The organism is Aquibium sp. A9E412 (assembly GCF_030398335.1).
Taxonomy (GTDB): Bacteria; Pseudomonadota; Alphaproteobacteria; order Rhizobiales; family Rhizobiaceae; genus A9E412.
In genome coordinates, this window is sequence record NZ_JAOAOP010000022.1 from 1 (window position 1) to 13,102 (window position 13,102).

The 13,102-nt window shown below is 71.2% G+C and carries 16 protein-coding genes; all 16 read right to left on the reverse strand.

Translation table 11 applies throughout. The features are described 5' to 3' along the window. Positions 1–103 precede the first annotated feature (103 nt). Entirely contained in the window at positions 104–1,750 is a 1,647-nt protein-coding gene (fliF, locus tag N1F89_RS10190) for a flagellar basal-body MS-ring/collar protein FliF (RefSeq protein WP_290083822.1), read from the reverse strand. A 122-nt stretch (positions 1,751–1,872) separates the two neighbouring features. Further along, the gene (locus N1F89_RS10195; RefSeq protein WP_290083823.1) at positions 1,873–2,793 is read right to left on the reverse strand and encodes a flagellin; all 921 of its coding nucleotides are present in this window, start codon (positions 2,791–2,793) and stop codon (positions 1,873–1,875) included. Between the two features lie 240 nt (positions 2,794–3,033). Then, positions 3,034–3,948 (reverse strand): flagellin, encoded by a 915-nt coding sequence (locus N1F89_RS10200; RefSeq protein ID WP_290083824.1) that lies wholly within the window; start codon positions 3,946–3,948, stop codon positions 3,034–3,036. 261 nt (positions 3,949–4,209) lie between these two features. Then, a complete protein-coding gene (gene fliP / locus N1F89_RS10205; RefSeq protein ID WP_290083825.1) occupies positions 4,210–4,956 on the reverse strand; it encodes a flagellar type III secretion system pore protein FliP in 747 nt (248 codons plus the stop codon). Continuing rightward, a complete protein-coding gene (locus tag N1F89_RS10210; protein ID WP_290083826.1) occupies positions 4,953–5,450 on the reverse strand; it encodes a flagellar basal body-associated FliL family protein in 498 nt (165 codons plus the stop codon). The genes fliP and N1F89_RS10210 overlap by 4 nt, the downstream gene beginning before the upstream one ends. Before the next feature lie 17 nt (positions 5,451–5,467). Further along, positions 5,468–6,172: a flagellar basal body L-ring protein FlgH gene (gene flgH, locus N1F89_RS10215; protein WP_290083827.1), complete on the reverse strand. Its 705-nt coding sequence runs from the start codon at positions 6,170–6,172 to the stop codon at positions 5,468–5,470. Then, on the reverse strand, positions 6,169–6,711 hold the full coding sequence (locus N1F89_RS10220; protein ID WP_290083828.1) for a MotE family protein: 543 nt from the start codon (positions 6,709–6,711) through the stop codon (positions 6,169–6,171). The genes flgH and N1F89_RS10220 overlap by 4 nt, the downstream gene beginning before the upstream one ends. Positions 6,712–6,719: 8 nt before the next feature. After that, positions 6,720–7,793: a flagellar basal body P-ring protein FlgI gene (locus tag N1F89_RS10225; RefSeq protein ID WP_290083885.1), complete on the reverse strand. Its 1,074-nt coding sequence runs from the start codon at positions 7,791–7,793 to the stop codon at positions 6,720–6,722. 35 nt (positions 7,794–7,828) lie between these two features. Next, positions 7,829–8,302 (reverse strand): flagellar basal body P-ring formation chaperone FlgA, encoded by a 474-nt coding sequence (gene flgA, locus N1F89_RS10230; RefSeq protein WP_290083829.1) that lies wholly within the window; start codon positions 8,300–8,302, stop codon positions 7,829–7,831. 4 nt (positions 8,303–8,306) lie between these two features. Then, complete coding sequence (gene flgG, locus N1F89_RS10235) at positions 8,307–9,095, reverse strand: flagellar basal-body rod protein FlgG (RefSeq protein ID WP_290083830.1); 789 nt, start codon at positions 9,093–9,095, stop codon at positions 8,307–8,309. Between the two features lie 14 nt (positions 9,096–9,109). Further along, positions 9,110–9,424 carry a flagellar hook-basal body complex protein FliE gene (locus N1F89_RS10240; RefSeq protein ID WP_290083831.1) on the reverse strand — a complete coding sequence of 105 codons (315 nt, stop codon included), beginning with the start codon at positions 9,422–9,424 and terminating at the stop codon, positions 9,110–9,112. Beyond that, entirely contained in the window at positions 9,421–9,840 is a 420-nt protein-coding gene (flgC, locus tag N1F89_RS10245; RefSeq protein WP_290083832.1) for a flagellar basal body rod protein FlgC, read from the reverse strand. The genes N1F89_RS10240 and flgC overlap by 4 nt, the downstream gene beginning before the upstream one ends. Positions 9,841–9,842: 2 nt before the next feature. Continuing rightward, the gene (flgB, locus tag N1F89_RS10250; protein WP_290083833.1) at positions 9,843–10,220 is read right to left on the reverse strand and encodes a flagellar basal body rod protein FlgB; all 378 of its coding nucleotides are present in this window, start codon (positions 10,218–10,220) and stop codon (positions 9,843–9,845) included. A gap of 96 nt (positions 10,221–10,316) precedes the next feature. Further along, positions 10,317–10,952: a hypothetical protein gene (locus N1F89_RS10255; RefSeq protein WP_290083834.1), complete on the reverse strand. Its 636-nt coding sequence runs from the start codon at positions 10,950–10,952 to the stop codon at positions 10,317–10,319. Then, a complete protein-coding gene (fliI, locus tag N1F89_RS10260) occupies positions 10,942–12,363 on the reverse strand; it encodes a flagellar protein export ATPase FliI (protein ID WP_290083835.1) in 1,422 nt (473 codons plus the stop codon). Before fliI ends, N1F89_RS10255 begins: the two co-directional genes overlap by 11 nt. Beyond that, a complete protein-coding gene (gene flgF / locus N1F89_RS10265; RefSeq protein WP_290083836.1) occupies positions 12,363–13,082 on the reverse strand; it encodes a flagellar basal-body rod protein FlgF in 720 nt (239 codons plus the stop codon). The genes fliI and flgF overlap by 1 nt, the downstream gene beginning before the upstream one ends. Between the last annotated feature and the right edge of the window lie 20 nt (positions 13,083–13,102).

Below are 13,102 nucleotides of genomic sequence, written 5' to 3' on the forward strand. Positions count from 1 at the left end.
GGCGGCTGCGCGGCCGGCTCGGCGGCGGGCGGCGGCGCGGCGACGGAGCCGAGCGCGGCGCTGCCGAAATCGGGCAGCAGGTCGATCAGCCGCGCCGCGCCCATCAGACCGCCTCCGCCTCGGCATGCGCCCATTTGCGCAGGATGCTCGCGGTGCGCTCCTCATTGAGGTCGACCATGCGGGCGAGCCGCTCCTGCGGGCCGGGCCGCACCTTGAGGCGCAGGTCGCCGGCCTCGTCCGCCTCGTCCAGCCCGGGGCCGCCGGCCGCGCCCTCCTCGGCGGGCGGAAGCTGGCCCTGCGCGGCGCCCGGATTGGGGTTGGGCAGCGAGCGCGGCGCGGCCGCCTCCTCGTCCTCCGGCCGGCCGGCGAGCGCCTGGGTGAGCGGCCTGAGGCCGAACCAGGTGACGAGGAAGACGACGAGGACGAAGGCGCCGGCATTGATCATCGTGCCGGCGTGGCGCTGCAGCGCGTCGAGCGGGCCGGACCCGGCCGCCTCGGTGCCGTCGAGCCCGGCGACGAACTCGACCGCCGAGACGTTGATGACGTCGCCGCGGTCCGCGGTGAAGCCGGCGGCCGAGGCGACCAGGCGCTCGATCTCGGCAAGCCGCGCGTCGAACTGGTCGGGCGCGGCGCTGGCGCCGAGGATCTCGGCCAGCCGCTGGCGGTTGAGCACGACGGCGATCGACAGCTTGGAAACGCTGTAGCCGTTGCTCACGGTAGCGATGCGCTTGGAGCTGAGCTCGTAGTTGGTGGTCTCCTCGCGGCGCTCGCTCTCCTCCGACGAGCTCGGTCCCTCGCCGGCGGCGAGCGCCTCCTCGGGCAGGTTCTGCGTCACCGTGGCGGGGGCGGCGGCCGACTGCTCGCTGGCGTTGTCGGAGGAGCGCACGATCTGCACCGAGCGCTCGACGCGGCTGTCGGGGTCGTAGACCACCTCCTCGATCTGGCGCTGGTCGGTGTTGACCTCCGCGCGCACGCTGGCGCGGAAGTTCTCCGGCCCGAGATAGGGGGCGAGCGCGCGGCGGATGTTCTCCTCGATCTGGCCCTCGACCGTGCGTTCGACGCTGATCGAGCGGTTGGCGCTGTTGTTGGCCGGATCGTCGCCGGCGGCCAGCAGCGTGCCGCTGGAATCGAGCACCGTCACCTTGTCCGGGTTGAGGCCGGGCACCGCGGCGGCGACCAGGTAGCGGATCGACACGGCCTGGCGCTGGCCGTCGATGCCCGAGGCGCGGATGACGACGGAGGCCGACGGCTCCTGCTCCTCGCGGCGGAAGGTGGCGCGTTCCGACAGAACGATGTGCACGCGCGCCGCCTTGATGCCGCTGATCGACTGGATGGTGCGGGCGATCTCGCCCTCCAGCGCGCGCACCCGGGTGACCTCCTGCATGAAGGTGGTCAGGCCGAGCGAGCCGACATTGTCGAACAGCTCGTAGCCGGCGTTGGTGCTGGTCGGCAGGCCCTTCTCGGCAAGCAGCATGCGCGCCTGCGCCGTCCGGCCGGCCGGCACCAGCACGGCCGTGCCGTCGGAGACGACGTCGAAGCTGATGCCCGCCTCGCCGAGCACCAGGCCGATCTGGTTCACGTCGGAGCGCTCGAGCCCGACATAGAGCGTCTCGTAGGCCGGCCGGTTGAGATAGACCGCCGCCGTGGCGATCAGCGCCAGCACGAGCGCGGCCGCACCGGCCAGCATGGCGAGCCGGCGCGGACCGAGGCCGCGCAGATTCTCGGCGATGGTCTGTAGCTGGTCGGGCAAGGCCTGGTCGCTCCCACGCGTGAGGGTGGGACGAGCCTATGCCGCGAAGCTTGTGCGAAAATGAAACGGGGCCGCACCGGTCAGGGCGCGGCCCGCGTGGCCTTTGCGTCGAGGGGCTGGCGCTACTGGAAGAGCGACAGGATCGACTGGGCGTTCTGGTTGGCGATCGACAGCGACTGGATGCCGAGCTGCTGCTGCACCTGCAGCGCCTGGAGGCGGGTCGATTCCTCGTTCATGTCGGCGTCGACAAGCTGGCCGACGCCGCGGTCGATGGCGTCCATCAGGTTGGACACGAAATCGGCCTGCAGGTCGACGCGCTTCTTGTAGGCGCCGAGGTTGCTGGCCGAGGTGGTCAGGTCGCGCAGGGCGACGTCGACGTTGGCGATCATGTCGGAGATGTCGGTGTCGTCGACATTGGCCGCGGTGATGTCGAGCGTCGACACCGACTCGGTCACGGCGCCGGCGCCGGTCGTCGTGAAGGTCGAATCGAGGATGCCCGACTGGTCGGCGGCGTCGAACAGCTCCATCGTGGTGATGTCGATGTCGATGGTCGTCACCGAGACCGTGCCGTCGGACGCGCGGGTGAAGGAGGCGACGATCGACTTGGTGGCGGAGTAGCCGGCCGCGCCCGAATCCACCGACAGCCAGTTCTCGCCGGAGAAGGAGGCGGCGCCGGCGTTGCTGACGAGCTGCTCCTGCAGGGCGTCGATCTCGGACTGGATCTTGGTGCGGTCGACGCCCGGCTCGGAGGCGGCGACCAGCTTGGCCTTGATCTCGTCGACGACCTCGATCGCCTTGTTCATGGCGGTGTAGGCGACGTCGAGCTTGGCGGCGCCGAGGCCGAGCGCGTCCTGCACCGTCGACAGCGCCTTGTTGTCGGAGCGCATGGTGGTGGCGATCGACCAGTAGGCGGCGTTGTCGCTCGCCTCGGCGACGCGCAGACCGGTCGAGATGCGCGCCTGGGTGGTTTCGAGAGCCTTGTTCGTGGCGGCGAGCGACTTCAGCGCCGTCATCGCCGACGGATTTGTCATGATGCTTGCCACGGAACCGACCCCTCTTCCAAGCTGCCCACGGTACCCGGGTCCGCGCCGCGAACCCCTTGTTCTGCCGGCCGTTAGCCGACGGTTAACCATGAATAGCCCGACGTGGTTAATGCGAGGTTAAGGGCGCTGGGGCGGGACGGGGATGGGGCGGGACGGGGAGCGGGCGGCAAAGAAAACGGGCCGTCCCGAGGGACGGCCCGTGCGAAGGTCGGGTCCGGGGCGCGGCCCCGGGCGGTCCGCTTAGCGGAACAGCGACAGGATCGACTGCGCGTTCGAGTTGGCGATCGACATCGCCTGGATGCCGAGCTGCTGCTGCACCTGCAGCGCCTGCAGGCGGGTCGATTCCTTGTTCATGTCGGCATCGACGAGCTGGCCGACGCCGCGGTCGATGGCGTCCATCAGGCTCGACACGAAGTCCTTCTGCAGGTCGACGCGCTTCTTGGCCGAGCCGAGGTCGGCGGCCGCGGTGGCCATCGACTGCAGCGCCGCGTCGACGCCGTCGATCATCTCGCCTATGTCGGCGTCGACGACGCCGGCGCCGGTGATGTCGAGCGCATAGACCGAGGCGGTGGCCTGGTTGGTCGTGCCGAAGGCGGTGTCGAGCAGGCCGGCCGCGCCGTTCGCGTCGAACAGGTGGATGCCGGAGGTGTCGATGTCGACCGTGCCGACCGAGACCGAGTTGTCGGCGGCGCGGGTGAAGGAGGAGACGATCGACTTGGTGGCGGCGTAGTCCGTCGCCGAGGAGTCGACCGACAGCCAGTTCTCGCCGGAGAAGGCGGCCGCGGCGGCGTTGCTCGACAGCTGCTCCTGCAGGGCGTCGATCTCGGACTGGATCTTGGCGCGGTCGACGCCCGGCTCGGTCGCGGCGACCAGCTTGGACTTGATCTCGTCGACGACCTCGATCGCCTTGTTGATGCCGGTGTAGGCGACATCGATCTTGGCCGCACCGAGGCCGAGCGCGTCCTGCACGGTCGACAGCGCCTTGTTGTCGGAGCGCATGGTGGTGGCGATCGACCAGTAGGCGGCGTTGTCGCTCGCCTCGGCGACGCGAAGGCCGGTGGAGATGCGGGCCTGGGTGGTTTCGAGGGCACTGTTCGTCGAAGCCAGCGACTTGAGCGCCGTCATCGCCGAAACGTTCGTCATGATACTCGCCATAGGGACCTACCTTCGTAGATACGCGAACTCAACAGGCATACCGGGCTGTCCGGTATGGCGGAGCGGCATCATGCCCGTGACATCGCTTGCGAGGTCAGTCCGCCATGCATTCGATGCCGTTATGGCGGCAAAACACTACCAAATGGATAATCGCGGCGATGTCATTGAAGCGATTGCCGGGAAGCGATTGCCGGGAAGCGCGTGCCGCGCCCGGCGCGGCCGCCGGTAGCAAGTGCCGCGCCAGGCGCGGCCGGGCGGGGCTCAGGCGAAGGAGCGCACCAGGCTGCCCACCAGAAGGTTCCAGCCGTCGATCAGCACGAAGAACAGGATCTTGAAGGGCAGCGAGACCACGGTCGGCGGCAGCATCATCATGCCCATCGACATGGTGATGGTGGCGACGATCAGGTCGATCACCAGGAAGGGCAGCACGATCAGGAAGCCGATCTCGAAGCCGCGGCGGATCTCCGAGATCATGAAGGCGGGCACCAGCACCCTGAGGTCGGCGCTCTCGGCGCCGACGTCGACCGCGCCGCGCTCGCCGGCCAGGTCGGCGAACAGCGCGTAGTCCTTCTCGCGCACATTGTTGGCCATGAAGGCGCGGAACGGCTCGGCGATGCGCTCGAGCGCCACCGCCTCGCTGATCTCCTCGTTCATCAGCGGCTGCACGCCCTCGTTCCAGGCGCGGTCGAAGGCCGGCGCCATGACGTAGAAGGTCATGAACAGCGCCAGGCTGACGAGGATCAGGTTGGCCGGCGTCGTCGGCAGGCCCATGCCGGCGCGCAGGATGGAAAACGCGATGACGAAGCGCGTGAAGCTCGTCACCATGATGAGGATGCCGGGCGCCAGCGACAGCACCGTCAGCAGGCCGAAGAGCTGGATGATGTAGCCGATGGTGGTGCCGTCGGCCTCGCCGGCCAGCGCGCCGAGATCGAGCTGCTGGGCGCCGGCCCCGGTCGTGCCGGCGAGCAGGACGCCAACGGCGGCAAGGGCGGCGGGCGCGAACCTCATTCGAACAGCAGGGTCTTGATCAGCACGTTGGTGACGCGGCCGTCGCTGCGCACGCGGGCGCGCTCCTCGAGGTCCCATTTGAGGTGCTGGAAGCCCGACGCGCTCTCGATCTGGTGCAGCTTGACGGTGCGCAGATAGGCGAGCAGGTCCTGGTGCACCGTGTCGGCCAGCGCCAGATCCGGGTCGCCCTGGAAGACCAGCGCCAGCTCGAGCCGCGCCCACATCTCGCGCGGCAGCGCCAGATTGGTGGTGATCGGGGCGATCGACAGCACGTTGGGCCGCGCCGGCGGCGCCGTCTCCTCGATCTCCTCGGCGCTCAGCTTGAGCGCCTCCGGCACCTCGCCGGGCGCCTCCTCGACGTTGTGGCCGCCGAGCCGGCCGCCGGCGAGCCAGCCCATGCCGACGGCCAGCACGGTGAGACCGGCAAACAGGCCGAGCTGGACGACCAGCGACGGGCCCTTGCCCTCCTTGTCCGCCTCCTGGGTCTTTGCCACGGCGCGCTCCCCGCTCGTCAGAAGGGCAGGACGATGTCGAGGATCTGCTGGCCGTAGGGCGGCTGCTGCACCTCGGTCAGCCGGCCGCGGCCGCCATAGGACACGCGCGCCTCGGCGATGCGCTCGTAGGACACCGTGTTGTCGGGGCCGATGTCGGTCGGCCGCACGATGCCGGCGATCATCAGCACGCGCAGCTCGGCGTTGACGCGCACCTCCTGCGAGCCGCTGATGCGCAGATTGCCGTTGGGCAGCACGTCGGTGACCACGGCGGCGACCTGCAGCATGATCGATTCGGAGCGCTCGGTCGCGCCGCTGCCGGTGGTCGAGGTGCCCGAACCGATGTCGCCGTTGGCGCTCGCCGACGAGCCGGTCGCATCGAGGGTGAAGTCGCCGGCCAGGTTGAGGCGGCGGTTGGCGATGCGCGAGCGCTCCGACTCGTTCTTGAAGCGGGCGCGGTCGTTGATCTCGATCTCGACGGTCAGGATGTCGCCGACGGCGAGCGCGCGCGCATCGGTGAACAGATGGCTCTGCCGGTCGTCCCACAGCGAGAAGCGGGTGACCGGCTGCGAGGGCCGGTTGGGGTAGTGGGCGGCCGACAGCGCCGGCTCCTCGACACCGCTGCCGACCGGCGACAGCTTCGGTGGCACGCCGATCTCGTCGACGCGCGTGGTGCAGCCGGCAAGCGTCAGCGCCGCGGCGGCGCAGATCAGGGCACGCATCATGTCGGGTCCTCGCGGCGCGCCGCACTCGCCATGATGCCGGTCAGCATGGCGGCGGCCTTGCGCTCCATCTCGTTCAGAATGACGCCGGCCTTGCGCGGCTCGAGCTTCATCAGGATCGCGGCGGCGAGCTCGACGCGCAGCTCGGCCAGCCGCTCGGCGGCGGCCTCGGGGCGCATCGTGCCGTAGATCTCGACGATGCCGCCCTCCGCCTTTTCCAGGAAGTCCTCGCGCAGCTTGAGCCAGGTCTCGTACTCGGCGCGCTTCTCCTCCAGCGCGGCGATGCGGGCGTCGACCTCGCGGCGCAGCTCGGCGAGCTCCGCGGCCTGCAGCGCGTAGCGCCGGTCGCGCGCGGCGTCGGCGATGTTGGCGCAGAAGCGCTCGATCTCGTCGGCGTTCATCGTCTCGGTCTCGGCGGCGGCGGCCGGACCGGCAGGACCGGCCGGCAGCGCCAGCCAGGCGAGCGCGGCGAGCCCGGCAAGGGCGCGGTGCCAGCTGCGGTTGCGGCGGGGCGGCGGAGCGGGAAGCGGGGAAACGGGCATGGCCTTGCCTATTGCAGCACGAGTTCGCCCTGCAGGGCGCCGGCCGACTTGATGCCCTGCAGGATGGCGATGATGCCGTCGGGCTTGACGCCCAGGCGGTTGAGCCCGGAGACCAGCGTCTGCAGGTCGGGCCCGTCGAGCACGGCGACCCGGGCGTCGGGCTGCTCGGCCTCGATGGCGGTGTAGGGTTCGACCTCCGTCTCGCCGCGCGAGAAGGGCTCGGGCTGGACGACGCGCGGCATCTCGGTGATGCGCACCGTCAGCGCGCCGTGGCTGATCGCCACGCGCGAGATGCGCACGTCGTGGCCGATGACCACCGTGCCGGTGCGCTCGTCGACGACGACGCGGGCCGGCGCGTCGGGCTGCACCGGCAGGTTCTCGATCTCGGCGTAGAAGCGGGCGGTGGAGATGTCGTGCGGCCGGCGCACCGTCACGGTGCGCGAATCCTGCTCGGCGGCCAGCCGCTTGCCGAAGCGCCGGCCGGTGTAGTCGTTGATCGCGTCGGCGACGCGCACGGCGGTCGAGAAATCCGGGTTGCGCAGTTGCAGCGTCAGCGTGTCGATGGCGCCGAAGGAAACCTGGAGCTGGCGCTCGATGATGGCGCCGTTGGGCACCCGGCCGGCGGTCGGCACGCCGCGCGTCAGCGTCTCGGCCTCGCCCTCGGCGGAGAAGCCGGACACCACGACCGGGCCCTGCGCGACCGCGTAGATCTCGCCGTCGGCGGCGCGCAGCGGCGTCATCACCAGCGTTCCGCCCGACAGCGAGGTGGCGTCGCCGAGCGACGACACGCTGACGTCGATGCGCGCGCCCGACTGCACGAAGGGCGGCAGGTTGGCGGTGACGATGACGGCCGCCACGTTCTTGGCGCGCGCCCGGCCGCCCTCGCTGGCGATGCCGAGGTTCTGCAGCATGGCGCGGATCGACTGCTCGGTGAAGGGCGCGTTGCGCAGGCTGTCGCCGCTGCCCTGCAGGCCGATCACCAGGCCGTAGCCGACGAGCTGGTTGTCGCGCGCGGCCTGCAGCATGGCGACGTCCTTGATGCGCGATGCGCCCGCCGCCGGCAGCGCCGAGACGAGCGCCATCGCCAGGCCGAGCAGAAGGCCGGGCAGGGCGCGCATCACAGGGCGCCGACCCGCACCGTGCCGTCGGCCAGCACGACGCCCGAGAAGACGACGCCGCTGTCGGCGTTGCGCAGCTTGATGAAGTCGCCGGCCGCGCCCGGCTGCAGCGGCACGGCGGTCAGCGCGATGGTCAGCGCGCCCTCCACCAGGGTGACGGTGACCGGCGCGCCGGTCTCCACCAGATAGGGATCGCGCACCGAGCCCTGCGGGATCAGCCGGCCGGGCAGCAGCGTGCGCCGCGCCACCTTGCCGGTGATCTCTTCCGGCACCACGACGATGGCCGACACGCCGCGCGGCGGCCGGCGCAGGGTGACCACCTGCAGGGCGTCGGGCGTGACGGTCTGGCCGGGATAGATGACGCGGGTCGGCGTCACCGCCTGCTCCTGCGCGCGCGCCGCCGGCGACGCCGCTGCGAGGAGGGCGAGCGCGACCACGAGGCGCAGCGCCGCGGCGACGGGAAGCCGTGTCATCGCCTCACCGCATCGCCTGGGTGACGGTGGCGGCCATCTCGTCGGCCGCGCGGATCACCTTGGAGTTCATCTCGTAGGCGCGCTGCGCCGAGATCAGCTCGGTGATCTCCTTCACCGGGTCGACGTTGGAATCCTCCAGGTAGCTCTGCTGCACGGTGGCGAAGCCGGGATCGCCCGGCACGCCGACATTGGCCGGGCCGGAGGCGTCGGTCTCGCGGAACAGGTTGTCGCCGAGCGGCGCCAGGCCGGCCTCGTTGGCGAAGTTGGCCAGGGTGAGCTGGCCGAGCTCCTGCAGCTCGACCTGGTCGTCGAGGCGGGCGAAGACCTGGCCCGACTTGTTGACGATGATCTCCACCGCGTCCTGCGGCACGACGATGGCCGGCGTCACCGAGTAGCCGTCGACGGTGACGAGCTGGCCGGTGGCGTTGGTGTTGAAGGCGCCGGCGCGGGTGTAGAGCGGCTCGCCCTCCGCGCCCTCGACCTGGAACCAGCCCTTGCCGACCAGCGCCATGTCGAGCTCGTTGCCGGTGCTGGTGAGCGAGCCCTGCAGGTGCACGTTGCGCACGGCGGCCGTCTTGACGCCGAGGCCGACATTGGCGCCTTCCGGCACGATCGCCTGGTTGGCCCGGTTGGGCACGCCCTGCAGCCGCTCGGCCTGGTAGAGCAGGTCGGAGAACTCGGCGCGCGCGCGCTTGAAGCCGGTCGTGTTGATGTTGGCGATGTTGTTGGCGATGACCTCGAGATTGAGCTGCTGGGCGTTCATGCCCGTGGCGGCGATGGCCAGTGCTTTCATGTCTGGCGGTCTCCTCAGATGGCCATTCGGCTGATTTCGAGATAGGCGGTCACGATCTTGTCGCGCACGGCGATCGCCGCCTGCAGCGACTGCTCGGCGCTCATCACCGCGTCGACCACCTCGCGGGTGTCGGCCTCGCCCTGAAGGGCGCGCATCGACAGCGTCTCGGCCCGCTCGAGCCCGGAGACGGTGCCCTCGACGGCCTGCGCCAGCAGCGTCTCGAAGGAGGCGTCGGGGCCGGACGCAGCGCCGGTCGCGCCGGCGGTCGGCCGCGTCGTCTGGCTGGCGACGCCGGCCAGCGGGTCGAGAGCGTTGAGGCCGGGAATCATGACTGGTTCCTCATCAGCTGGATGGTCATGCTGATGAGCTCGCGGGCCTGCTTCATGACCTGGAGGTTGGCCTCGTAGCCGCGGTTGGCCTCGCGCATGTCGGCCATCTCGACCAGCATGTTGACGTTGGGCATCTTGACGTAGCCGCCTTCGTCGGCGGCCTCGTGGCCGGGCATGTACTCGATCTGGAACGGGCTTTCGTCGCGGCCGATCGCGGTGACCTCCACCAGGCTGCCGCCGGAGGCGCGGTCGAGCTCGGCGAGGAAGGAGACCGTCTTGCGCTGGTACGGGTCGCCGCCCGGCACGGTGCTGGTCGACTGGGCGTTGGCCATGTTCTCCGACACCACGCGCATGCGCGTCGACTGCGCGTCGAGACCGGAGGCGGCGACCTTGAGGGCGGTGAAGAGCGGGTCCATGGTCAGCCTCTCGAGGCCATCATCTTCATGCGGTGAAAGGCGGCCACGATCGCCGTGTTGAGCTCGAAGGCGCGGCGCACCTCGCCGGCCTTGACCAGCTCGTCCTCAAGCTTGACCGTGTTGTCCGACGGCATGGCGTCGGGCCGCTCCTGCTCGGAGACGGTGAAGCCGTCGCGCGTGGCGGCGACCGGCAGGTGATCGGGATGCGTGGTGCGCATCGCCACGCGGGTGTTGTCGAGCACCTGCTCGAAGGGCTCCACCTCGAGCGCGCGATAGCCCGGCGTGTTGATGTTGGCGACGTTGCTCGCCACCGTCGACTGGCGCACGGACAGCCACTGCGCCTGCTGCGTGGCGAGGGAGAAGAGACTGACGGGCTGCATCGGCGATTCCCCTGGGGCGATTCCCTTGGCATTCGCCGGCAGTCTAGGAAGCCAGTCTTGCGCGGGCCTTGCGGCGGGCCGGCGGCGGCCCCGCCGTCAGGGCGACAGCGTGACCACCTGGTTGCGCGAGGTGACGAGCGCCCAGGTGCCCTCGCGCTTCTCGATCGCGGCCACCCGGCTGCCGTCCGGCAGGCGTGCGCCGCGCTGCACGATCCAGAAGCCGTCGGCATCCTCGATCATCGCCCGGCCGGCGGTCACGTGGATCAGCCGGAACTCCGACGGCGGGCCGGGGAAGGGCTGCTCGTCGAGCGGCACTGCGCGGCTGCGGTCCTGCTCGACCGTGCCGACCGCCATCTGGTCGAGCTCGCCGACGCCCATCTCCTGGCGCAGGCTGCGCGGGCCGATCAGCGAGGGCTGGTAGGCCAGGCGCTCGGGCGGCAGCAGGCGGGCGCGCTGGCCCTCGAAGCGCAGCGGGCGGACGCCGAACTGCTCCTGGTTGAAGAAGATGTACCAGGGAAACAGCGCGCAGATCACGCCGAGCGCGATGCCCGAGGCGGCGATCAGCCAGTCGCCGCGCTCGCCGCGCGGCCGGTGCAGCCGCCAGCGGCGCCGGCCGCCGGCCGCCGGCGCTTCCGGCTTGCCGGTGGTGGCGGCGGGCGAACCGGCGAGCGGGCGCGGCTTTTCCACCGGCGTGCGGTCGGGCAGCACGAGGCCGGCCAGCCTATCGGCCATGCTGGGCCTCCCGCTGCGCCTCGCGCGCCTTGAGATGGCGCGCCAGGTCGGCGAAGGGGTCGGCCGACGCCGCGTCGCCGGGCGACTGGCGCAGCGCCTCGTAGATCGCCGGCACCTGACGCACCGCCTGGTCGAGCTCGGCGTCGGCGCCCGGCTGGTAGGCGCCGAGCAGGCGGATGTCGCGGGTGTCCTCGAAGCGCGCCATCATCGCCCGCAGCCGGCTGACGAGCAGGCGCTGCTCCTTCGACCAGGCGCGGTCGGCCAGCCGCGAGATCGAGGCGAGCGGGTTGACCGGCGGATAGCGACCCTGCTCGGCGATCGCGCGCTCGAGCACGACGTGGCCGTCGAGGATGCCGCGCACGGCATCGGCGACCGGATCGTTGTGGTCGTCGCCGTCGACCAGCACCGACAGGATCGCGGTGATCGAGCCGGCCCCGCCGGCGCCCGGCCCGGCGCGCTCGAGCAGCTTCGGCAGGTCGGTGAAGACCGAGGCCGGATAGCCGCGCGCCACCGGCGGCTCGCCGGTGCCGATCGCCACCTCGCGCAGGGCGTGCGCGTAGCGGGTGATGGAATCGAGGATCAGCAGCACCCGGTCGCCGCGGTCGCGGAAATGCTCGGCCACCCGCATCGCGGTGTCGCAGGCGCGCCGGCGCATCATCGGGCTCTCGTCGCTGGTCGCCACCACGGAGACGGTCTTGGCCATGCTCTCGGGGCCGAGCGTGTCCTCGAGGAACTCGCGCACCTCGCGACCGCGCTCGCCGATCAGCGCGACGACGACGGTGTCGAAGGCGTCGGCGCCGGCCAGCATGGCGAGCAGCGTCGACTTGCCGACGCCGGAGCCGGCGAACACGCCGAGGCGCTGGCCGTAGCACAGCGGCGTGAAGATATCGATCACCCGCACCCCGGTGTGAAACGGCGTGGCGACGCGCTGGCGGGCGAGCGCGCCGGGCGTCGCCGGGGCGGCGGCGGCCTCGCCGGCGCGGCGCGGCAGGGCGCCGGCGCCGTCGAGCGGCCGGGCGAGGGCGTCGATCACGCGGCCGCGCCAGCCGTCGTCGGCGACGATGGCGACCGGGCCGCGGTCGTAGACGGCCGCGTCGAGGCCGACATCCGCGCCGGTGTCGAACGGCGCCACCAGAACGTCGTTCGGCGCGATGCGCACGATCTCGCCGCGCCGCACCCCGCCGCGGCCGCGATACTCCACGACGTCGCCGAGGCGGGCGCTGCCCGACAGGCCGCGCACGCGGTAATGGGTGGCGGTGACCTCCGACACCCGGCCGCCGCGCCGCACCAGCCGCTCGTCGTCGGCGAAGCCGGCGAAGGCGCGCTCGAGCGCGGCCAGCGCGTTCGGCCGCCCCGGCGCCGGCGCGCCGCCGGTGGCGGCCGGCGGTGTCTGCGTGCCGGCCTCGGCCATCACGTGCTAAGCATCTTGAGCGCGTCCTTGAGCGCGGTGTCGCTGTCGCGCATCAGGGTGGTGACGTTCTCGAAGGCGCGCTGCACCTGGATCAGCCGCGTCATCTCGAGCATCGGATTGACGTTCGACTGCTCCAGGAAGCCCTGGACGACGCCGACGCCGGGCCGGTCGACGACGGGCAGCGGCGGCACCTCGGGCAGGAAGCCCGAATTGCCGTAGCGGGTGTGGTTCTCGCCGGGCTGATACTCGTAGAGGCCGATGGCGCCGACCAGGTTGCCGTTCTGGCGCAGCAGGCCGTCGGCGCCGGCCTCGGGCGGCCCGGCCAGCGGGTCGAGCAGCAGCGGCGCGCCGCCGGCGTCGAGCACCGGATGGCCTTCGAGCGTCACCAACTCGCCGGTGTCGAGCATGGTGAAGCGGCCGTCGCGCGTCATCACCTGGCCGGCCGGCGTGTCGATGGCGAACCACGCCTCGCCCTCGATGGCGAAGTCGAACGGGTTGCCGGTCTCGCGCAGCGAGCCCGACGCGGTCTCGATGTAGCTCTCGCCGGCCGAGGCGAAGGACACCGCGTCCGAGCCCAGCCCGTCGACCAGGTCCTCGAAGCGCACGCCGGTGGCGCGAAAGCCGACGGTGCCGGAATTGGCCACGTTGTCGGCGATGGTCGTCAGGCGCTTCTGCAGGGCGATCTGCGAGGAAAGCGCGACGTAGAGACCGTCCTGCACGGTTCAGGCCCTCATCGTGT